Annotated in this window: 19 protein-coding genes; 15 read left to right on the forward strand and 4 right to left on the reverse strand. The window is 53.0% G+C overall.

The genetic code is table 11. The annotated features are described in order from the left end of the window. The first annotated feature begins 21 nt into the window (after positions 1–21). The 7 genes from MFLA_RS06520 (at position 22) to MFLA_RS06550 (ending at position 7,405) form a co-directional block, all read left to right on the forward strand. Positions 22–1,221 (forward strand): polysaccharide biosynthesis C-terminal domain-containing protein, encoded by a 1,200-nt coding sequence (locus tag MFLA_RS06520; RefSeq protein ID WP_011479496.1) that lies wholly within the window; start codon positions 22–24, stop codon positions 1,219–1,221. Next, the gene (locus tag MFLA_RS06525) at positions 1,221–2,354 is read left to right on the forward strand and encodes a glycosyltransferase (RefSeq protein ID WP_011479497.1); all 1,134 of its coding nucleotides are present in this window, start codon (positions 1,221–1,223) and stop codon (positions 2,352–2,354) included. The genes MFLA_RS06520 and MFLA_RS06525 overlap by 1 nt, the downstream gene beginning before the upstream one ends. A gap of 77 nt (positions 2,355–2,431) precedes the next feature. After that, the gene (locus MFLA_RS06530; RefSeq protein WP_011479498.1) at positions 2,432–3,373 is read left to right on the forward strand and encodes a UDP-glucose 4-epimerase family protein; all 942 of its coding nucleotides are present in this window, start codon (positions 2,432–2,434) and stop codon (positions 3,371–3,373) included. Between the two features lie 3 nt (positions 3,374–3,376). Beyond that, positions 3,377–3,928 carry a sugar transferase gene (locus tag MFLA_RS06535; RefSeq protein WP_011479499.1) on the forward strand — a complete coding sequence of 184 codons (552 nt, stop codon included), beginning with the start codon at positions 3,377–3,379 and terminating at the stop codon, positions 3,926–3,928. 107 nt (positions 3,929–4,035) lie between these two features. Further along, positions 4,036–5,949 carry a polysaccharide biosynthesis protein gene (locus MFLA_RS06540; RefSeq protein ID WP_011479500.1) on the forward strand — a complete coding sequence of 638 codons (1,914 nt, stop codon included), beginning with the start codon at positions 4,036–4,038 and terminating at the stop codon, positions 5,947–5,949. 17 nt (positions 5,950–5,966) lie between these two features. Then, complete coding sequence (gene galU / locus MFLA_RS06545; RefSeq protein ID WP_011479501.1) at positions 5,967–6,842, forward strand: UTP--glucose-1-phosphate uridylyltransferase GalU; 876 nt, start codon at positions 5,967–5,969, stop codon at positions 6,840–6,842. Positions 6,843–6,847: 5 nt separating this feature from the next. Beyond that, a complete protein-coding gene (locus MFLA_RS06550) occupies positions 6,848–7,405 on the forward strand; it encodes a hypoxanthine-guanine phosphoribosyltransferase (protein WP_011479502.1) in 558 nt (185 codons plus the stop codon). Here MFLA_RS06550 and MFLA_RS06555 read toward each other — a convergent pair whose 3' ends face one another. Next, positions 7,406–7,864 carry a response regulator transcription factor gene (locus MFLA_RS06555; RefSeq protein ID WP_229407249.1) on the reverse strand — a complete coding sequence of 153 codons (459 nt, stop codon included), beginning with the start codon at positions 7,862–7,864 and terminating at the stop codon, positions 7,406–7,408. A 117-nt stretch (positions 7,865–7,981) separates the two neighbouring features. On the opposite strand from MFLA_RS06555, the gene MFLA_RS15085 reads away from it, so the two are divergent. The 5 genes from MFLA_RS15085 (at position 7,982) to MFLA_RS06580 (ending at position 14,514) form a co-directional block, all read left to right on the forward strand. Then, positions 7,982–8,302, forward strand: coding sequence for a MerR family transcriptional regulator (locus MFLA_RS15085; protein ID WP_195742107.1), 321 nt, complete (start codon positions 7,982–7,984; stop codon positions 8,300–8,302). Next, positions 8,292–8,621, forward strand: a complete 330-nt coding sequence (locus MFLA_RS06565; protein ID WP_048811599.1) for a response regulator — start codon at positions 8,292–8,294, stop codon at positions 8,619–8,621. The genes MFLA_RS15085 and MFLA_RS06565 overlap by 11 nt, the downstream gene beginning before the upstream one ends. Continuing rightward, positions 8,608–10,506, forward strand: coding sequence for a PAS domain-containing sensor histidine kinase (locus MFLA_RS06570; RefSeq protein ID WP_011479505.1), 1,899 nt, complete (start codon positions 8,608–8,610; stop codon positions 10,504–10,506). The genes MFLA_RS06565 and MFLA_RS06570 overlap by 14 nt, the downstream gene beginning before the upstream one ends. 318 nt (positions 10,507–10,824) lie before the next feature. Continuing rightward, entirely contained in the window at positions 10,825–12,738 is a 1,914-nt protein-coding gene (locus tag MFLA_RS06575) for a hypothetical protein (RefSeq protein ID WP_011479506.1), read from the forward strand. 78 nt (positions 12,739–12,816) lie between these two features. Continuing rightward, the gene (locus MFLA_RS06580; protein ID WP_011479507.1) at positions 12,817–14,514 is read left to right on the forward strand and encodes a ShlB/FhaC/HecB family hemolysin secretion/activation protein; all 1,698 of its coding nucleotides are present in this window, start codon (positions 12,817–12,819) and stop codon (positions 14,512–14,514) included. Between the two features lie 63 nt (positions 14,515–14,577). On the opposite strand, the gene gdhA is transcribed toward MFLA_RS06580, so the two are convergent. After that, positions 14,578–15,921, reverse strand: coding sequence for an NADP-specific glutamate dehydrogenase (gene gdhA / locus MFLA_RS06585; protein WP_011479508.1), 1,344 nt, complete (start codon positions 15,919–15,921; stop codon positions 14,578–14,580). A gap of 397 nt (positions 15,922–16,318) precedes the next feature. On the opposite strand from gdhA, the gene MFLA_RS06590 reads away from it, so the two are divergent. Further along, positions 16,319–17,311: a serine/threonine protein kinase gene (locus MFLA_RS06590; RefSeq protein WP_011479509.1), complete on the forward strand. Its 993-nt coding sequence runs from the start codon at positions 16,319–16,321 to the stop codon at positions 17,309–17,311. A gap of 223 nt (positions 17,312–17,534) precedes the next feature. Beyond that, positions 17,535–17,660 (forward strand): type B 50S ribosomal protein L36, encoded by a 126-nt coding sequence (gene ykgO, locus MFLA_RS06595; protein WP_011479510.1) that lies wholly within the window; start codon positions 17,535–17,537, stop codon positions 17,658–17,660. Positions 17,661–17,696: 36 nt separating this feature from the next. Here the strand turns inward: ykgO and MFLA_RS06600 are convergent, their stop codons facing one another. Beyond that, a complete protein-coding gene (locus MFLA_RS06600; protein ID WP_011479511.1) occupies positions 17,697–18,905 on the reverse strand; it encodes a CynX/NimT family MFS transporter in 1,209 nt (402 codons plus the stop codon). Positions 18,906–19,291: 386 nt separating this feature from the next. Here MFLA_RS06600 and MFLA_RS06605 point away from each other — a divergent pair, with 386 nt between their 5' ends. Further along, positions 19,292–19,783, forward strand: coding sequence for a hypothetical protein (locus MFLA_RS06605; protein ID WP_011479512.1), 492 nt, complete (start codon positions 19,292–19,294; stop codon positions 19,781–19,783). A gap of 81 nt (positions 19,784–19,864) precedes the next feature. Here the strand turns inward: MFLA_RS06605 and cyoE are convergent, their stop codons facing one another. Continuing rightward, the gene (gene cyoE / locus MFLA_RS06610) at positions 19,865–20,785 is read right to left on the reverse strand and encodes a heme o synthase (RefSeq protein WP_011479513.1); all 921 of its coding nucleotides are present in this window, start codon (positions 20,783–20,785) and stop codon (positions 19,865–19,867) included. Position 20,786 lies beyond the last annotated feature (1 nt).

Raw genomic sequence — 20,786 nt, forward strand, 5'->3', positions numbered from 1 at the left:
CATCGCACTCCTTCCCTTTTTATGATCATCCGTTTTCTGGGCGCACAGTGGCTCGCCGTTGGTTTTGTCGGGGTCATCTCTCTGGCGGTCAGCATTTTGATTGCGCGGACGCTTGGGCCGGATTCATTTGGTGTTTATTCGGTTGTCTTGTCCGGCGGAGCCATTGCCGCCATTCTGCTTGATGGTGGTTTCGGGCGATTGTTGCAAAGAGAACGCGCCCATCCCACACCTGCATTGCTCAGATTCCTGCCCATATTGCCGCAGGCTGCCTTGGGGCATGTGATTATCGCGGCCAGCATATTTTCGTTGATCGCTTTATTGGTACTGCCCAAGCATGCGCTGACGATTGTTGCGGTTATCTGGTTTTTCGCAGCATCTGTGACCAATCAGTTCGGTTTGAACATTCTCCGCGGAGATGGGCGGATGGTAAGGGATGCCTCGTGGCAGATGGGCAATCGAACCTTCACAGCTGCGTGCGTGTGCATTGTCATTCTGATGGGAGCTGAGAAACCGTGGCAGGTATTCTTTGCCCAGTTTGTCGGTGCGACCGCCTTCGGTTTGCTGATCATGCACTATCTGCGCACGCGCCCGCTATGGAAGATTCCTCCTACTCTTTATGCGGCAACCTTGCCATTCGTGTGGTTGGATCTCGCGACAGTCCTTTATTTTCGAGCGGACATGCTGTTGCTGGAATGGTTAGATGTGTCCAAGTTTGAAGTCGGGAAATACGGGGTTGCCTGCCGCTTGATTGAGGCGGTGATTCTGCTTGCTTCGCCGCTCTGTATTATTTTGTTCCGCAAGTTTCGTCTGGGTAGCGCTTCTCCCCGACTGATGTTGCGGAGAATGCTGCCGGTGCTGGCAGGGGCGCTGATGGTTGGAGTGTTCTTCATGGTGTTTTTCTGGTTGTGCAGCACGCCTTTGATCGCGGTTGCATATGGCGAGGCCTATGCGGGAGCTGATCATATTCTGGCGATACTCGGCTGCGCTTTGCTTTTTATTTTGCCAAATGGCGTGCTGAACCAAGCTGCGCTAGCGCTGGGTATCGAACGTTGGCTGGCAATGTCGGCATCTTTTGCCGCAGTGCTAAATATTGCAGGAAATCTCTGGCTGATTCCCCAATATGGGTTGATTGGAGCTGCCTGGATGACTGTTGTGACCGAAGCGGTGTTAGGCTGCTGCGTTGCGTTAGGGCTATGGCGCCACCGTAATAGGAGTGTTTAATGCAGGATCTTGCCGTTGCTCATGTTTATCGTACCTATTTTCCTGACCCTCCAGGCGGGTTGCAGGAGGCAATTCGCCAGATTGCCCTCACGACGGGTATGCAGGGCGTCGATAATACGGTGTTTACGCTTTCTCCGCAGCCGCGTCCGGCAATCTTGCAGCGTCCGGAGGCTTGTGTTGTTCGTTGCCGCTCCTGGGCGGCTCCGGCATCATGCGATCTGGGCGGTATCGGCGCATTTCTTGCGTTTTCCAGGTTGGCGGAAAAATCTGATGTGCTACATTACCTTTTTCCGTGGCCATTTGCGGATGTTCTGCATACGGTGGTTCGCCCAGGTTGTCCGGCCGTCATGACTTATATCTCGGACGTGGTGCGTCAGCAGCTTTTAGGGAGGTTATATGCTCCTTTGATGTGGAAGGTGTTGCGCCAGATGAGGCTTGTGGTGGCGAATTCTCCAGCGTATGCACGCACCAGTCCCGTTCTCTCCCATCCTGAGATTCGCGAAAAAGTCAGGGTTATTCCACTTGGTATTGAGGAGTCTTCTTATCCTAAATCAGGGGATGAGGAGATTCTGCAGCGTCTAGGCATTGGGAAGGATGAGCCTTATTTTCTTTTTATTGGCGTTCTTCGTTATTACAAAGGCGCGCATTTTCTGGTCAAGGCAGCAAAGCGGATAGGCGCAAAGGTGGTGTTTGCTGGCGCGGGGCCGGAAGGCGCGCGCCTGAAAGCATTGGCTGGCGAAGTCGGTGCAGAGAATGTGATTTTTGCCGGGATGGTGACTAACGCGGAAAAAGTAACCTTGCTTCAATGCTGCAGAGCGCTTGTGTTGCCATCGCATTTGCGGTCTGAAGCGTACGGCATGGTGCTGGTAGAGGCTGCCATGTTCGGGAAGCCGCTGATTTCTTGCGAAATTGGCACAGGCACTTCATATGTCAACCATCATGAAGAAACAGGGTTTGTCGTTGAGCCGGCCTCTCCTGAAGCATTGGCGTCGGCGATGGCGGTTTTGTTATCAGAGGATAGGCTGGCTACAGAGATGGGAGCTGCTGCTCGTCAGCGGTATGAGCTGCTCTTTTCCGGCCCGGCATTAGGAAAGGCATATGCTGCATTGTTCCGCGAAGTTGACGCTTCGTAGCAGAGTGCGTCATGATGAAGTAGCCAGAGTTGTAACGTTTTTGGGATTATCCTGTTGGTTTTCTTGATTGTTAATACATGATGCAATTACTGGTGACAGGCGCTACAGGGTTTGTAGGTAAAACTTTGTGCAGTGCGCTAAGGCGGCAGAGCTTCCCCGTAAAAGCAATTGGGCGTGCGGGCACTATCCGGGCTGACGCTTTGGGTGATCAGGTTGCTTCAATTGACGGTCAAACGGATTGGTCACTGATATTGGACGGCATCAATGCCGTCATCCATCTGGCAGCCAGGGTGCACGTCATGCGGGAACAGCTTGCTGATCCCTTGGCGGCATATCGTGAAACGAATGTCGAAGGGACGCTGAATCTGGCGCGTCAGGCGGCAAAGGCCGGAGTTAAGCGGTTTGTATTCATTAGTTCCATCAAGGTCAACGGCGAACAGACTCTACCTGGAAAGCCTTTTACTGCGTACGATGTACCAGCTCCCGAAGATGCGTACGGTATTTCAAAGTTCGAGGCAGAGCAGGGTTTGCTGGCCCTGGCGCGGGAGACAGGGATGGATGTGGTGGTTATTCGCCCTCCTTTGGTTTACGGGCCTGGAGTGAAGGGTAATTTTGCCAGTATGATGAAGTTGGTGAAAAGTGGAATACCGTTGCCTCTGGGCGCCATTCATAACCAACGGTCTTTGGTGGCGATTGATAATTTGGTGAACCTCATCGTCACGTGTATTGACCATCCCGCGGCAGCCAACCAGGTTTTTTTGGTAAGCGATGGCGAGGATTTGTCCACTTCAGATTTGTTGCGGCGTTTGGCCAAGGCTGCGGGCGTTTCCTCCCGATTGATGCCAGTGTCTGCCCGCTGGCTAGAGATGGGTTTGCGTATGTGTGGCAAGCGATTGATCGCCCAGCGTCTCCTGGGATCATTGCAAGTCGATATTTCCAAGACGCGCGAGTTGTTGGGGTGGGTTCCGCCGATCTCAGTGGATGAGGGCTTGAAGCGCTGTTTCTCTACCAAGGGCTGATTCTTGATCCGATTTTTTGACATTATTTTTTCGGTGATAGGCTTGGTACTGGGATTCCCGCTATTGCTATCGATTTATACCCTCGGCTTGTTTGATACAGGTGCTCCCTTGTTTCGCCAGGTGAGGGTTGGGCGCTACCGGCAGCCGTTTACTTTGGTGAAATTTCGGACGATGAAGGTGGATACGGCTTCTGTGGCGAGCCATCTGGCTTCCACCAATTCCATCACCCGGCTCGGACGGTTCTTGCGCAGGACCAAGCTGGATGAGCTGCCCCAGCTCTGGAATGTCCTGAAGGGAGAAATGAGCCTGGTGGGGCCTCGACCGAACCTGTTCAATCAGGAGGAGCTGATGGCCGAGCGCGAGTTGCGTGGCGTTTACCATGCGCGGCCAGGGATTACCGGCCTTGCACAGGTGAATGATATAGACATGTCGACGCCAAGGCTGCTTGCCGAGACCGATGCCAGGATGCTGCGCGAGATGAATGTACGGCTTTATTTCAAGTTGCTGATTCAGACGGTGCTGGGTCGAGGACAGGGCGACCGGGTCGTGCGCTGAGCTCGGCAGGAACCAATGCCTGGCTACAAAGTGTTGATCCATGATTGGTCGTCACTGTCCCGTGGTTTTTAGTAGAATGTTATTCATTTTCACTTTAGGCTGGGCGCGTGCTGCATTATTTCCCCTCATTCAAGTGGTCGAACTACATCAGTTTGAAGAATCCACGCTCTTTGAGCGCTTGGATATATGACATTGTTGCTGCTGCGCTGGCATGGTGGGCAGCCTTCCTGTTACGGTTCAATTTTGATATTCCGGCCAATTTTGTCCAGAGTATGCTCGACAGCGCAGCATGGGTGATTCCGCTGCAGGCATTTGTGTTTCTGCTGGCTGGGTTGTACAAAGGCGTCTGGCGTTTTGCCAGCCTGCCGGATTTGCAGCGCTTGGTGCGCGCGATTGCGATCAGCGCAGTGCTTGTGGTTGCGATCTTGTTCATGTTCAAGCCACACGGCATTGTTCCTCGCTCGGTGCTGATCTTGGATCCTATGCTGTTGCTGCTGTTGATGGGCGGCAGCCGCTTTGCTTACCGAGCATGGAAAGAACATCGCCTGTATGGTTCTGCCCAGTTTTCCGGAAAGCCGGTGCTGGTGCTCGGCGCGGGTGAGGCAGCGATTGCCTTGTTGAAGGATCTTTCCAAAAGCCGTGAATGGCATGTCGTTGGGTTGCTGGACGATAAGAAAACCATGCATGGCCGAGAGCTACTGGGCGTCAATGTGCTGGGGTCGATTGCGCAATTGCCACAGATCGCTGCGGATTTGTCGGTCAATCATGTGATTGTGGCCATGCCATCCGCGCGTCATCAACGACGCAGGGAAATCGTCGAGCTGGCAAGCAGAAATGGGCTGACTGCGCTCACGGTGCCGTCGTTTGATGACCTGATGAGTGGCCACCTGAGCATGGCACAGATTCGGCCGGTCGAGGTGGAGGACTTGCTGGGGCGGGAGCCGGTCAGTCTCGATGGAGAGGGGCTCCAGCATTTGATCGAGGGGCAGGTGTTGCTGATTACTGGTGCAGGTGGTTCCATCGGTTCTGAGTTATGCCGCCAGGTGCTGAAATACCGTCCAGCTTGCCTGGTCTGCCTGGATCAGTCGGAGTACGCGTTGTATCGGTTGGAGCAGGAGTTTGACAATCTGGAGTTTGATACCCGCATTGAATACGTGGTTGGCGATGTCAGGAACGCACGCCGGGTGGGGCAGGTGCTTGGCCGTTATATGCCCAAACTGGTGTTCCATGCTGCTGCGTATAAGCATGTGCCTTTGATGGAGAACCGCAATGTGGCGGAATCATTGTCAAATAATGTCAGCGGTACTTACACGCTCGCCCAGGCATGCAAAACTGCAGGGGTTGCCAAGTTCGTGCTGATTTCCACCGATAAGGCGGTTAATCCCACCAATGTGATGGGGGCCAGCAAGCGCCTGGCGGAAATGATATGCCAAGGCCTGCAGGAGGAGTCGGGTACGCGTTTTATCGTGGTGCGCTTTGGCAATGTGCTGGGCAGTAGTGGCAGTGTAATCCCCAAGTTCCGTGAGCAGATTGCGGCGGGCGGGCCAATTACCGTTACCCATCCCGAGATCACTCGCTATTTCATGTCCATCCCGGAGGCGTGCCAGCTGGTCATGCAGGCTGGATTGATGGGTGGTGGCGGGGAGATATTTGTGCTGGATATGGGAGACCCTGTGCGGATTGTGGACTTGGCCCGTGATATGATCCGGTTATCCGGGCTTAATGAAGATGACATTCAGATTGTATACTCTGGCTTGCGGCCCGGCGAAAAGCTGTACGAGGAACTTTTGGCTGACGACGAGCTCACTGTACCAACACCCCACGACAAGCTACGTATTGCCGTGGCGCGAAGCGTGGATGGTGCTTGGGTTCAGGCATTGCTGAAATGGATCGACAGGGCATCGCTCATAGATGAATCTGTCATCAAGCAAGAGCTGGGCATGTGGGTGGAGGAGTATGCAGGGGATATTCATGCCAATCCATCCATGATGTTCCCCCCCGAGTCTTCAACCATACATTAGAAGAAAGATAGATAGAAATGGCAAAAAAAATTACCAAGGCAGTATTTCCAGTGGCAGGTTTAGGGACACGTTTCCTGCCAGCAACCAAGGCGAGTCCCAAGGAAATGTTGCCAATTGTGGATAAGCCTCTGATTCAGTATGCAGCAGAGGAGGCTGTGGCCGCCGGTGCTACCGAGCTGATTTTTATTATCGGGCGCAACAAGCGCACCATCCCGGATCATTTTGATAAGTCCTTCGAGCTGGAAGCGACGCTTGAGGCAAGCAAGAAAACCAAGGTGCTGGAAGAAATCCGCAATATCCTGCCAAAAAATGTTTCCTGCATCTATATTCGCCAGGCCGAGGCGCTTGGTTTGGGGCATGCGGTATTGCTTGCCAAGTCCGTGGTCGGCAGCGAGCCTTTCTCTGTGATCCTGGCCGATGACCTTATTGATGCCGACAAACCTGCCATGCAGCAGATGACAGAGCTGTTCGACCAAGAGGGTGTCAGCATTCTGGGTGTCGAGGATGTGGAGCCCAGTGAGACGGCAAGCTATGGCATTGTGGATGCGACAGAGGTGAGTGGCCCGAATGTGTTGCAATTGAATGGCATTGTGGAAAAACCGCAGCCGGAAGAAGCGCCCTCCAATCTGGCTGTTGTCGGTCGGTATATTCTCACGCCTGAAATTTTTGAATGCCTGGAGAACGTCAAGCCGGGCAAGGGCGGGGAAATCCAGTTGACTGATGGCATTGCCGCCTTGATGGAAAAACAGAAAATCCTGGCTTACCGTTTCGATGGGAAGCGCTACGATTGCGGCAGCAAGCTGGGTTATGTCAAGGCGAACGTCGAGTATTCCTTGAAGCATGAGGAGTTTGGCAAAGAGTTTGCCCAGTACTTACGTGATCTAACCAAGTAGCAGTCGTGGTGGTACTTGAGGGTAACCCCGATCTCATTCTGCAGCGATCCACGCTGGTCTCTTCTGAAGAGGAAGTGAAGCAGGCGGTGACGAGGGTGGCGCAGGAAATCACTGCCACGCTAAGGCAGGACCAACCTCTCGTCCTGTGTGTCATGGGAGGCGGGGTGGTATTCACCGGGCAATTATTGCCACAGCTGGTTTTCCCTTTGGAGTTCGGTTATGTGCAGGCCACCCGCTATCACAACCGGACACATGGCGATGCCCAGCTGGTGTGGAAAATGAAGCCCGGGGAGGAGGTGCGCGGCCGTACCGTTTTATTGCTCGATGATATTCTCGATGAGGGGGTCACGCTGGCAGAAATCAAGGCGCAGTGTCTGGCACTGGGTGCCAGCAAGGTTGTCGTTGCGGTCTTGGTTGAAAAAATGCTGGGGCGGGTCAAGCCGATCAGGGCTGATTTCGTCGGACTGGAGGTGCCGGACCAGTATGTATTCGGATGCGGAATGGATGCCTATGGGTGGTGGCGTAATTTGCCGGCCATTTATGCCATGCAAGGGGAAGCTTGATTAATAATGTTCTGGCTGGGTCTTGCTGTCTGACCATAGTAGTGAATCGACGATCTCTGCCAGCCGGATCGGGCTGAAAGGCTTGACCAGATATTCGTCGCAGCCTGAGCGGTATCCGTCGACCATGTCCTGTTCCTGCGCGCGCGCAGTCAGGAAAATAATTTTCGTGTTCTTGAAATCTTCCCTCTCTTTCAGTATGCCGCATATCTGGTATCCATTCATGATGCCGGGCATCATGATGTCCATCAGAATCAAATCTGGTTTCAATTGTTCAGCGAGAGCCAGACCGGTGTCCCCGTTGCTTGCTTCATGGATGGTGTATCGATCATTTCCCAAGCTCATATGAATGAGTTTGCGCACATCTTCTTGATCTTCGATGATGAGTATCTTGCGCAATGCTTGATCCCCGGAAACTGATGTAGTTAGCATGACATTTTTATGATTGGCAATTCTTATCATTTTTATCATATCTGTGAGATATGTCAACGAATGTATAAGGAGTATTAATCTATCTGATTGATTTTTATTTATTATCTAGGATAATGTATATGTATATTACATTCCGATAATTGTGTCATGGTGAATCAAAATTCTGGGAAGGAAGAGTTCCTATCTACGCGAGATGCCTCGAAAGTGCTAGGGGTGTCTCTACGTACAGTGCAGCTATGGGTTGAGTCCGGAGTGCTGAAAGCATGGAAGACTGCCGGAGGCCACCGCAGGATTGCACGCTCTTCGATCGACCGTATTCTCAACCAGCGTAAGCAGGCCATTATGCCTGTCAACGGTTTGTCTTCGAAGCACAAGGTATTTCATATTCTTTTGGTTGAAGACGATAGCGCATTGCGGAATTTATTTTCATACTTTTTTTTCCAGTTGGAAGCATCCGGTGCGTATTGATGTGGCGACAGACGGCTTTGAGGGGCTGATCAACCTTGGGCGTGAAGTTCCCGATCTCCTGATTACGGATTTGAACATGCCCGGCATGAGTGGTTTCGAGATGCTGCGGCATTTGAAAAGCTCAAACCAGTTCAGCAAATTAAATATCATTGCCCTGACCGCATTGAATGACGACTATATTCAGGATAAGGGCGGTTTGCCGGATGGGGTATTATTATTCCGCAAACCTGTAGTGCTGAGTGAGCTCGAGCCCATCATCGAGTCCATGATCGCAGATACCATTGACCAAGACCAAATGAAAGCCCATGCGTCAATTTAGGCCTGCATTGCAATTACCTAAATCAACTCCAGACCTACTGGCCACATTTCCCTTTCACGTCATTGTCGATGAGCAATTGATCATCCATCATGCAAGTAGCGCCTTGCAATCATTGGATGCTGGCCGCCTTGTCGGTCGCAAGATGGATGAATGTTTTGCATTACTTTGCCCTACCGAGGTGTTTTGCCTGGCATCCTTGCGCAACCTGCGCAGGCAGGCTTGCTTGCTGAAGCACAAGCCGAGTGGGTTGGTATTGGGTGGTAAGGTGGCATCACATGAGGAAAAATATGCTGCTTTTCTGCTGATGCCCTGGATCGAGGATACTGCTGACGTAAGCAATCTGCGTAGCATTCCCAAGTTTTCAAGGGTTGCAGGCTCACAACGATTGTATTCATCCGTAGTCAATGTGCGCAAGCTGAATGCTGAGAAAAAGCGGCTGTTTCAGGCGCATGCCTTGCTGTCGATGCGCGAGTCGGAGTCCAGGACGCTTACGCATATCGTTTCCATGACCGATAATTCAGTGGTCATTGCCAATGCGCTGGGCTATGTGGAGTGGGTCAATGATGCTTATGTGCGCCGCTCCGGATACTTGCCGGAGGAGGTGGTGGGCCGGTATCTGGGAGACCTGATGGATGGAGACGAGGAAACCGTTGAGCAGATCAGGCGACAACTGGATGCCAAGCAAAGCTATCAAGCCGAATTGCTACGCACGGCGAAAGATGGCTCGAACTATTGGGTAGATCTCGATATCGAGCCATTGTTCGATGGCAATGGGCAGGTATTCAACTATATTGCCGTCGCGCGCGATATCACCGAAAAGAAAATGGCGCAGGAAACCTCCAGCCGCTTGCATGGCATCATGCAAAGTACCTTTGAGCTGAGTCCGGATGGACTAGTGACCTTCAATAAGAAAGGCATGCTTAGCACCTTCAATCCGGCTTTCCTGAATATGACGGGCCTGAAGCCAGAGCAACTGCGTGAAATTTCGCAAAGCGAGTTTATTCGCCTCTTGAAATCGCTTTGCCAGGATGACCAGGGGGCAGTATCTCAGCGCTTGCCTGATGCGGTGGTGATGCGCATGACGAAACCCAAGCTGACGGTCATCAAGCACTCTGTCCGCGAGGCGCATGATCCGGAAAATCGCTTTGTCGGTACTATTCATTACTTTCGCGACATTACTCAGGAGTCTGAGCTGCACCGTATGAAAGGGGAGTTTCTTTCCATGGCGGCACATGAGCTGAGGACGCCGATGTCAAGTATCCATGGTTTCACGGAATTGCTACTGAAGCGGGAATTTACCCCCGAGCAGCAGAAGGATATGCTGGCCACCGTCCACCGGCAATCTGTGAGATTGACCAAACTGATCAATGATATGCTTGACCTTGCCAAGATTGAGGCCAGGAAGGGGATGAGCTTTGACATCAAGCCATATCGCCTGACGGATATCGTGGATACCGCGCTCAAGGAGTTTCTTGTGAGCGGGGAGGGCCGTGCGATCAAGTTTCATTTCAATAACCATGCCCTCAAGGTCTCTGCAGATTTTGATAAGTTGATCCAGGCGCTGGTCAATGTGCTTTCCAATGCGCATAAATATTCCGATCCTTCTACAGAAATTCATCTCTATATCAAGGAGAAACAGCAATATCAGCATACTTATGTGGGTATCGCTGTGGAAGATTACGGAATCGGGATGAGTAAAGAGCACATGGATCACTTGTTTGAACGCTTTTATCGTGCTGATGTTTCCGGGAGCATCCCAGGTACCGGATTAGGGCTTTGCCTAGTCAAGGAGATTATGGAGATCCATGGCGGCTGGGTAGATGTGTCCTCTGTTTACGGCGAGGGCAGTGTCGTAACACTATGGTTGAAGAAGTTGAAAGACTAGTTGTAAAAAAAACCACATCCATCATTTATCTAAGTTAATTTAGCGGTTTTTCATTAAATATCAATAGGTAAGCCACTTTCTGGAGAGTCAAGAAAGTGGCTTTTTCTTTTTTATCTTAGCCCATCCTTAGCAATTAATTGACACTTTTGATAAAAGTGATAAAAATGATAAACATGTGGTTCTGTAATTGCTACCGACCACTTAAACGACAACGAGCTGCCCCATCAAGTCACTTAATATGTTTCAGGGGCGCTTGGCGTTATGTATGGAACGGATCCAAGTTGTCATTGGCTCCATTAACATTTGAAGGGGAATGTAATGTCCACTAAAGCAAAAATGCCGCTGAATCATACGGTCAGCCTGGCTGTAATTTGCTCATCCATCGCATTGATCGGTTGTGATGGCGGGGGAAGCAGCAATGTCAGGCCAACCAACACTTCCAATAACCCGCCTATCGTGACAACAGCTGACAACACGCTGAATGATACGATTGATACGGTCAATGACCTCACCAACGACGTGCTTCAACCAGTGACCACAGCCTTGCAACCCGTCACTGATCCACTCGGCAATGCGCTGGATCCCGTTCTTGAGCCTGTTGTGTCTGCTTTGCAGCCAGTGCTGAATCCGGTAGTGAGTACGCTGAGCCCGGTGACAGCTGCACTTGCGCCTGTCACGGATAGTTTGCTGCCTGTGACCGGTGTGCTGGGAGAGGTACTAGCACCTTTAGGCACAGCTCTCGGCCCTACGTCCGAAGCCCTTTCTGGCGCTCTAGAGCCGCTGGCGACAGCCTTGGGGCCGGTAGCGGGCGGATTGAATGGCACATTGCTGCCTGTGACGACGGCGACGGGCAATGCCCTCACGCCTGTATTAACTGGCGTGGGAACATTGCTTGAGCCTATTGCGGGCCCGTTGGCACCTGTGATCAATACGGCAGGCGGTGTCTTGCAGCCAGTGCTTCAGCCTGTGGCAGGCGTGCTGGCGCCCGTGGCACAAACACTGGCACCTGTGACGGATACCCTGGCGCCTGTCATCAATACCGTTGCAGGTATTGCCAATCCGCTGCTGGATACTGTCAATGGCGTGACTGCGCCTTTGGCATCGACATTGGCGCCAACATTGGAAACAGTGGGCAATACAGTGGGTTCTCTTGCTAACGTGACTGGCACGGTTGGCGGTACGGTGGATGGCATTGTCACACCATTGACAACAACGGTCGGAGGTGTAGTCGGCCAGCTTGGATCCACTTTGACTGGCGCTATTCCAGGAGTTGAGGGTGGACTGGGCCCCGTCACTGACTTGCTGGGTGGTGGCAATGGCCTGGCAGGCTTGGATGGGCTTGGCAATGGCTTGGTCACCCAAGTGGCGGCGACGACGAAATTTACTGTCGACAGCGTCGCTGGCCTGGCCAAAACAGTAACAGGATCCATTGCAGGCAATGGCGCCCTGGCTCCAGTCACCAATTTATTGGCCGGAACCAATGGGCTGCTTGACCCATTGATCGGCACGAATGGCATTTTGCCTCTGACGACTGACGGAGATCAGACACTGCTTGATCCGCTGGTCGGCAAGAACGGTGTATTGGCCCTGACCAGTGGAGAGGCCAGCAATGGCCAGCCAGCGTTGCTTGATCCGTTGATTGGAGAGGGTGGTGTATTGCCTTTGACCAGTGCGGAGGGCAATCTCACAACGCTTGATCCGTTGATCGGGCATGCTGGTGTATTGCCTTTGACCAGCAATGTACCTGCCGGTGGCAACGGCGGCATACTTGCCCCTGTGCTGAACTTGTCCTCAGGCAATCTGGGCGGCTTGGGTAGCGTGCTGGCACCGGTGACCAATATTCTAGCCGGAGGCGGGGCGAACGGGCTGAATGGGTTATTGGCCCCCGTGACCGGACTATTGGGTGGCGCACTGCCTGCCAATGGTGGTCTGCTCGCTCCTGTAACAGGATTATTGGGCGCTGGACAGCCTAATGGCGGATTGCTGGCACCGGTAACTAATATTCTGGCGCTGGGCGGCGGTAGTGGAGGCAGTGCTCCTGCCAACCTCCTGACACCCGTCACAGCATTGTTGTCAGGTAATAATGGTGGTGGTCTACTTGCACCTGTGACCAATATTCTGGGGGGGATTACTCAGAATGGGGGGGGAACTGTTGCAAGCCCATCTGCGACCGAAGGTGGCAATCCTGTCAATGGATTGTCTGGCCTGCTGGGCGCTCTTTTAGGGCTGTAAAGCTTTAAAAGCCATAAAGTCCCGGTGGTAGTTTTCTACTACCGGGATTTTTATTTGAATGACTGCATAGGGGAGAAGATGCAGAAGAAAAAATGCCAGCATCAGGCAGGCGCGGTGATGCTGATGACCAGCATGCTGTTCAATCCATATCATCTGTACGCGGTAGAAAATCCTGTAGACACCCTGCCTAAGGCCGAAACACCTAAAACCAGGCCGCAAGCAGATGTGCAGGTAGAGACAAAGCAGGAGATATCGCCCGAACTTCAGAGACTGATGGCGACTGAAGTCCAGCCAGCCAGTTTTGGTATTTATGGAGTCAAGGCGGTGCCCTTTGAGGAAGTGAGTGCCTTTTTTGCTCCTTATGCCAATAAAAGACTCACCATTGGCAAGATAGTAGAGTTGTCGAACCAAGTCACCCAGTTCTACCAGCAACGCGGCTTGCCACTATCGTTCTGCTACATTCCAGCACAAAACTTCACTGAGCCAATTATCAAGGTTATTGTCATCGAGGGGCATATCGGCTCAGTCAAGATAGAGGGCAATCCCGGGGCGACAGAGGAGAAGATCCGTGAGATCACGGCGCCGTTGCTTGCAGAAAAGCCATTGACCCGCACCACCATGGAGCGATATACGACCATGCTGGGATTGCTTCCTGGCTTGAGGATACAAGCGACCTTGCCTTTGCCACAGCAGATGGACGGCGCGTCGGTACTTTCCCTCAAGGTCGAACGCAGGCCCGTGGAAGCCTTGGGTCGACTGGAAACAGTGCAGCCGTTTACCCGCGGCATCTTTACTGTCAAAGCCAGTGGCAATACCCGGCTGGCTGAGGAAATCACGGCTTCCACCCTGATTTCTGCGGAGAATGAGCAATACTATGCATTAAGCTATGCCCAGCCCATTGGAAGAGAGGGGCTGGTCGTCAGGGTGGATGCGTCAGACTACGACGGCAAGCCAACTGCCGAGTTGGCTTCCGGGCTCGGCCGCCAAGTGAAATCGCAGCGTCTGAGCGCGGGCTTGAGCTACCCCTTGCTGTTGCGTCAAGACAGAAGCCTGTTGCTCAGCGCATCGTTGACGGCCAACAATTTTGAAGATGAAATCAGGAACAAGCAGAATGGCGCTGCCGTTACGACAGTCTCCGATGTGCGTACAGTCACGATCGGAGGCAGTTATAGCGACAGTGCGGCCAGGCGCGGTCGCCGGCTACAGCTGATGATGAGTCGCGGCCTGGATGCCATGGGAGCATCAAAGGAGATTGTCACTAATTTTCCTTCACAGCCCATTCAGAGCGATATCGACCTGAACTTTTCCAAGTATGTCGTCAATTTCGTCCAGCGCAATTATTTCGATGGTGCCTGGGGAACATCGGTATCTGGGACGTTACAGTATTCTCCGGACAATTTGCCCATTACCGAGAAGGTGCAGTTCGGCGGCTATCAACACGGCAGAGCTTACCGTCCTGGTCGCCTCGTAGGCGACTCGGGGTGGGGAATTACGCTGGAGGTGAACCGCACCGTGCCATTCAATTACAAATTGCCGTTCTACCAGATGGTGGGGCTGCAACCTTACGCACTCTTCGAATCCGCGCGCATCTATGAGCACGTCGAGACTCAGGAGTTCGAGCGTATGAGTTCAGTCTCGCTGGGTCTGCGTTTGATCAGCAATCAGCCTGACCGAACCAATCTGGATTTTTCCATTTCTAGGGCAATTACGTCAGGAGGGCGCAGCAATGCGCTGAAGGATCTTATATTCGGTTTCAATTTCGGGATACCGTTCTAAGGCAGAGAGCGGGTATCAACAAGAGCACCCCTGGGGTGCTCTTGTTCTTGAGAAGGCAAGCGCTTAGACCACGCCTTGCGCCAGCATGGCTTCCGCTACCTTGACGAAGCCGGCGATGTTGGCACCATCCACATAATTGACGCTGCCATCCTCACGCGTGCCGTATTGTACACAGGCATCATGGATGCCCTTCATGATGTCGAACAGACGTGCATCCACTTCTTCACGTGTCCATGAGAGACGCATGGCATTCTGGGTCATTTCCAGGCCGGACGTTGCCACACCACCTGCATTGGTTGCCTTGCCTGGCGCATAAAGAATATGGTGCTCGTCGAACAGCTTCATCGCTTCGGCCGTGCATGGCATGTTGGCACCTTCAGCTACACACAACACGCCATTTGCGATCAGGGTTGCTGCGTCAGCCTTGGTCAGTTCATTCTGCGTGGCGCACGGTAGTGCCACTTCAGCCTTGACACTCCAGGGTGAGCCGCCAGGGACGTAAAGTGCGCCAACCCGCTCAGCATAATCCTTGATACGGCCATACTCGACATTCTTGACCTGCATCAGGATTTGCAGTTTCTCGGCAGTGAAACCAGCCTCGTCAATTACGGTGCCGCTGGAGTCAGAAGCGGTGATGACCTTAGCACCGAGTGCCAGGGCCTTCTCAATCGCGTATTGCGCCACGTTACCTGAACCCGAGACAGCAACGCGCATGCCTGCGATGGTGCGGCCGCTGTGGCGCAGCATTTCTTCGGCAAAGTAGACAGTGCCGTAACCGGTCGCTTCCGGGCGGATGAGCGATCCGCCATAGCTCAGTCCCTTGCCGGTCAGGACGCAATCGGCGCGATTGGTCAGTTTCTTGATCATGCCGGTCATGAAGCCGATCTCGCGTGCTCCAACGCCGATATCGCCAGCCGGGACATCCGTATCGGAACCCACGTGGCGGAACAGCTCACTGATAAATGCCTGGCAGAAACGCATGACTTCGCCATTACTCTTGCCCTTTGGATCGAAATCGGCACCACCCTTGCCTCCGCCCATGGGCAAGGTCGTCAGGGCATTCTTGAAGGTTTGCTCGAAAGCGAGGAATTTCAGAATGGACAAGTTGACGGACGGATGGAAACGCAAGCCGCCCTTGTATGGGCCAATGGCACCATTATGCTGGATACGGTAGCCGCGGTTGACCTGAACTTCGCCTTTATCATCAACCCAGGAGACACGAAACAGGATGGCACGTTCCGGTTCAACCAGCCGGTCAAGAATGCCGTGTTCGGCGTAGCGCGGATTGGCGCTGATGAATGGCCAAAGGCTTTCGACGACTTCAGTGACTGCCTGCAGGAACTCCGGTTGACCGGGATTTTTTTGTGCGACAACGGCTAAGAAATCATGTGCCGATTGATACTTCATTCCTTCTTATCTCCATGAGCGTGAGCGAAAATAGTGCATTTTCTCTTATTGGAAATAAAAATGCACCAATATAATTCGTCTTGTTCGGAGATTTTGCCCCAAATGTGTGCATTGTTGGGGCAGAGTGTATGGTTTTCACCAATCCAGATTGATGTTTGGGAGATATAGAAGGATATTCTGTATCGGCAACATGGATCAGACGTGCTGTACGGACTCGCCAGAAAGCGCTGCATATCCTATGAAAAACATGCTGATCCGAATGGAAGCGTGAGGCGTAGGTAGCGATGCGATGTTTGATTCTTCCATCGCGTGGTAAGCTATGCCGCGATCCTGAAACGCGTGATGCAAGCGATAACCAGGCCGAGCTTCTCCATCCTACCTTTCCGTAAAGTGCCCAATGATCATGCCCCCTTTTTCTACCTTGACACCGGACCTGATTCTCGACGCCATGAACAGTGTCGGCATCCTGGGTGATGGGCGGTTGTTGGCGTTGAACAGCTATGAGAATCGTGTTTACCAGGTGGGTGTTGAGGATCAACCGCCCGTGATTGCCAAGTTTTATCGTCCGGGTCGCTGGAGCCGGGCGCAGATACTGGAAGAGCATGCATTCTCACTGCAGCTTGCGGAAGAGGAGATACCAGTAGTGGCGCCACTGCTCATCTCCGGTAGTACGCTGCAGCATTATCAGGGATTTTATTTTGCAGTTTTCCCCAGGCGTGGCGGAAGGATCCCCGAGCTCGACCAGCATGGGCGGCTGGAATGGATAGGGCGTTTTCTCGGGCGTATTCATGCTATCGGTGCGCAGAGCCCATTCCAGCATCGTCCTGCCCTGGATATCGAAAGTTTTGGCGAGGAGCCTGCCACTTGGTTGATGGAGAACAATTTCATTCCCGCGGATATCCTACCTGCATATCGTAGCGTGGTGGAGCAGGCGCTGGCGGGCGTGAGGGTGTGTTTCGAACGGGCGGGGGATGTCGCAGCCTTGCGCTTGCATGGTGACTGCCACTTGAGCAATATGCTGTGGACGGATGACGGTCCGCATTTTGTTGATTTCGACGATAGCAGGATGGGGCCTGCCATACAGGATTTATGGATGCTGCTTTCCGGATCGCATGCCGACATGAGCCTGCAGCTTGGCGAGTTGCTGGAAGGATATGAGTGCTTCTATGATTTCAATCCAGCAGAGCTGCACTTGGTCGAGGCATTGCGCACCTTGCGCCTGATTCATTATTCCGGATGGTTGGCGAAGCGCTGGGATGATCCTGCTTTCCCAATGACGTTTACCTGGTTCAATACCCAGCAGTATTGGCAGGATCGTATCCTGGAGTTGCGGGAACAGGTGGCATTGATGCAGGAACCGCCGCTCTCGATTGCAGGAGGGAACCGATAGGGTGTAAGGGCGATATAAATGAACAAAATTGAGGCCGCTCACCACCAGTGCTGAGCGATGGCATCACTTGGCACTTCCCGCCGTCTTTTTCTGTATATGAAAAGTCAAGCAGGTTTTGCGCAAACAGCATCAATGATGGGGCGCCATTTAAATATGCAACAATGTTGCAATTTTGGGGTGAATCGAGCATAATCCGGGGCCTGTCCTGCATGAGGAGCTTGCCATGAAAATCTTGTCGTCACTCAAATCTGCCAAAACGCGTCACCGCGACTGCAAGGTCGTGCGTCGCCATGGCAAAATATTTGTGATCTGTAAAAGCAATCCACGCTTCAAGGCGCGCCAGCGCTAAGTCAAACAAAGGGAAGCGATGCTTCCCTTTTGTTTTTCAGTTGCTTTTGGCAGATTCCAGCACAAAGCGATTCGCACCCGCTCTGCTGCCATGGTATAAGCCTGCGAGCGTGATGGCAGTGATGAGCCAGCCTGCTTGATCCCAATTGCCGCTCGCCTCATGAAGGAGTCCCATCAGCAGTGGGCCCAGCGATGCCAGCGTATAGCCCACCCCTTGAGACATGGCGGAAAGCTGCCCAGCCTGGTCCGGGTTGCGGGTACGTAGCACGATCATGGTCAGTGCCATGGCAAAGCCTCCGCCTTGGCCCAATCCCAGCAATGCCATCCACCACCACATATGAGCAACAGGCGCATAGAGTGCGCCCATGAACCCGATGTAAATCAAGGCGAACATGATGCCATTGGCGAGCTTCTGGTCCCGCAGATACGAAGATAGCCAGGGAACCAGCAGGGCGGAAATGACCTGCACCATCACGGAACCCGAAAGAAACAAGCCAGCCTGCACGGCAGGCACGTCGCGATCCTGCAAGATGGTAGGGAGCCAGCCAAATACGCAATAGGCCAGCGCGCTTTGTGTTGCCATGAATAAGGTGACTTGCCAGGCGAGGGAATCACGCAACAGAGGCAGAGGATGTTGGCGATCTGCGATGATGGCGGCGGGCCTACTTACCAAATGACGGAGTGGCCACCACAACAAGGCGGCCAGTATGACAGGCAGGGACCAGAAAGCGAGTGCTAATGGCAGGCTGCCAAAAACTTGATGCAAAGGCACCGATAATCCTGCCGCCAGGGCCGTACCCAGGCACAAGGCCATGGTATAGACCCCGGTCATGAGGTCTGGATGGCGTGGGAACTCTCGCTTGATGACGCTCGGCAGCAATATGCCCAGCAAGCCGATGCTCATGCCTGCAAGGCCTGTGCCGAGAAATAGGCTGGCAGTATTCCATACGCCGCGCAAGGCGAGTCCTGCTGCCAATACCAGCAGCAGCGGTATGACCAGCTTTTCTGTCCCGTAGTGCTTTGCCAGCCATGCAGCGAAAGGAGCAAATACCCCGAGGCACGCCACGGGCAGGGTCGTCAGCATGCCGGCGGCACTGGCACTCAGGCCCAGACTCAAGCCGATATCAGCCAACAACGGGGATACACTGGAAAAGGCTGGTCGCAAGTTGATGCCGACCAGGATGATGGCAATCACGATTAACGCGGTAGGCGGCCGATGGTACATACTGCCGTCCGTATTATTCATATGTAAACGTCAGTCCTGTCCGACTGGGATTTCGGAACAGGCTGATGGGGGAAGAGATAGTGCACTCTTATAGTGAGCATATAAATTGTATTTAAGCGGGTACTGATATATGAGCATTCCATGCATCAATGTATCACAACAGTGATGGGTTGCCTGTTGATGATGCTGGCATGGCGATAGTATCGAGCTGGGTGTAACAATCGGTTTATCCTGCCAAGGGAAGCTCAAATTCCAGCTTCATCAGTACATCATTGGTACTGGTCTTTGACCGTTGGGAAGCCAAACGAGTGTTTGTGGCCGGATTCGATGGTGGGCAGCTTAACGATGGAGATGCCCGCCTACGCGCATTTCCATTATTGGCAATTTACTAGAGAAGAGGAAGCAAAATGGCGGATTATGTGGATAGTGTCACCGGTATTTATCCCACCCTTGATGATGCCCATAAAGCGGCGCAAATACTCATCGACAACGGCTTTAATCGCGACCAGGTACAAGTCGCGGCTGGGCATACCGATCATGTCGAACAGGATGAAGACAACAAGGAAGTATTGAAAAACGTGGTCGTGGACAGCGCTATCGGTACGGCAGTGGGGGCTGGGGTAGGCGCGCTCGGGCAATTAGCTATTGTGGCAGCCAATGTCAGTCTGTTCGTGGCTAGCCCGCTAGTAGGTCCTTTATTTATGGTGGGATGGGGAGCGGCTGTTGGTGGCTTTATTGGGGCCGGCAAGGGAATTTCCAACCAGGATCGACGTTATTCCGATTTAATTGCGAATGCCGTGGAGAAGGGGCATGCCGTCCTGGTGGCATATGCCAGGACGGAAGCAGAGGCTGAGACTGCGCGTGCTGTGGTAGGTGCTTCCATGAACCAATATGCATAAGCTGGGAAGCAGGCAATAAAAAGCCGTTGCATGCAACGGCTTTTTATTTGATCAAGGAAAGGGGGAGGAACTTTAATCTAGTCAATCCACCTTGACTTGATGTTCGATGATCGACGGCATGCGTGCGGCGACCCAGACGCCATCCTTGTGCGGTTCCTTGAAATCGATCGACATCATGACGCTCAAGGCGGTAATGGTAATGATCGAAAACATGAACAGTTTTTTTGCCCATATCTGGTCGTTATTTGTCTTGTAGCCTGCCAATGCCAATCCCAGCCAGTAAATGCTAATGACACCGGCTACTACCAGGTAATGGTTGCCGGTATAGCCGCTGAGGGTCAGCATGACGGCAGCGATGACGAACGCCACGATATAAAGCACGATGTGCTTCTTGGTAGCGAGAATGCCTTTCTTCACCGGCAGGACAGGAATGGCCGCTGCCGTGTAATCCTTGAGCCTGAAAATGGCAATAGCATAAGAGTGGGGCATCTGCCAGAGGCTAAAGATAATGAGCAGGATCACTGCCCCCATGTCGAACTCGTTGCTGACGGCGCAATAGCCGATCACGGGCGGTGCCGCACCGGACAGGCTGCCAATCAATGTGCCATATACCGAGTTGCGCTTCAGGTAGAGGCTGTATGCCCCTACATAGATCGCAAACCCGAACAGGGACAGCCAGACGGTCAGCATATTCGTGGTGGCGTAGAGCAGGGCGATTCCTGCAATCCCCAGCAGGTAGCCGTAGATCGCGGCGTTCCTGGCGGGAATGAGGCCACGTACCAGTACGCGGTTACGGGTGCGTTCCATCTTGCTGTCAATGTCGCGGTCGATGTAATTGTTGAGGACGCAGCCAGAGGCAATCACCAGCGAAATGCCGATGGCGGTTGCCAGGAACAGGGCAACATCAATGTCGCCCCTAGAGGCCAGGAAAAAACCTCCGGCAACCGAAATCAGGTTGCCGAAGATAATGCCCGGCTTGGTGATGAGTAGATATTGCTTCATC

This window comes from Methylobacillus flagellatus KT (assembly GCF_000013705.1).
In the GTDB taxonomy this organism is placed as follows: domain Bacteria; phylum Pseudomonadota; class Gammaproteobacteria; order Burkholderiales; family Methylophilaceae; genus Methylobacillus; species Methylobacillus flagellatus.

What these genes read in the sequence shown, in the direction of transcription:
- MFLA_RS06520 (WP_011479496.1), top strand. Translation starts at nt 22, where the DNA reads ATGATCATCCGTTTTCTGGGCGCACAGTGGCTCGCCGTTGGTTTTGTC.
- MFLA_RS06525 (WP_011479497.1), top strand. Translation starts at nt 1,221, where the DNA reads ATGCAGGATCTTGCCGTTGCTCATGTTTATCGTACCTATTTTCCTGAC.
- MFLA_RS06530 (WP_011479498.1), top strand. Translation starts at nt 2,432, where the DNA reads ATGATGCAATTACTGGTGACAGGCGCTACAGGGTTTGTAGGTAAAACT.
- galU (WP_011479501.1), top strand. Translation starts at nt 5,967, where the DNA reads ATGGCAAAAAAAATTACCAAGGCAGTATTTCCAGTGGCAGGTTTAGGG.
- MFLA_RS06555 (WP_229407249.1), bottom strand. Translation starts at nt 7,864, where the DNA reads ATGATAAGAATTGCCAATCATAAAAATGTCATGCTAACTACATCAGTT.
- MFLA_RS15085 (WP_195742107.1), top strand. Translation starts at nt 7,982, where the DNA reads ATGGTGAATCAAAATTCTGGGAAGGAAGAGTTCCTATCTACGCGAGAT.
- MFLA_RS06570 (WP_011479505.1), top strand. Translation starts at nt 8,608, where the DNA reads ATGCGTCAATTTAGGCCTGCATTGCAATTACCTAAATCAACTCCAGAC.
- MFLA_RS06575 (WP_011479506.1), top strand. Translation starts at nt 10,825, where the DNA reads ATGTCCACTAAAGCAAAAATGCCGCTGAATCATACGGTCAGCCTGGCT.
- MFLA_RS06580 (WP_011479507.1), top strand. Translation starts at nt 12,817, where the DNA reads ATGCAGAAGAAAAAATGCCAGCATCAGGCAGGCGCGGTGATGCTGATG.
- gdhA (WP_011479508.1), bottom strand. Translation starts at nt 15,921, where the DNA reads ATGAAGTATCAATCGGCACATGATTTCTTAGCCGTTGTCGCACAAAAA.
- MFLA_RS06590 (WP_011479509.1), top strand. Translation starts at nt 16,319, where the DNA reads ATGATCATGCCCCCTTTTTCTACCTTGACACCGGACCTGATTCTCGAC.
- ykgO (WP_011479510.1), top strand. Translation starts at nt 17,535, where the DNA reads ATGAAAATCTTGTCGTCACTCAAATCTGCCAAAACGCGTCACCGCGAC.
- MFLA_RS06600 (WP_011479511.1), bottom strand. Translation starts at nt 18,905, where the DNA reads ATGAATAATACGGACGGCAGTATGTACCATCGGCCGCCTACCGCGTTA.
- MFLA_RS06605 (WP_011479512.1), top strand. Translation starts at nt 19,292, where the DNA reads ATGGCGGATTATGTGGATAGTGTCACCGGTATTTATCCCACCCTTGAT.
- cyoE (WP_011479513.1), bottom strand. Translation starts at nt 20,785, where the DNA reads ATGAAGCAATATCTACTCATCACCAAGCCGGGCATTATCTTCGGCAAC.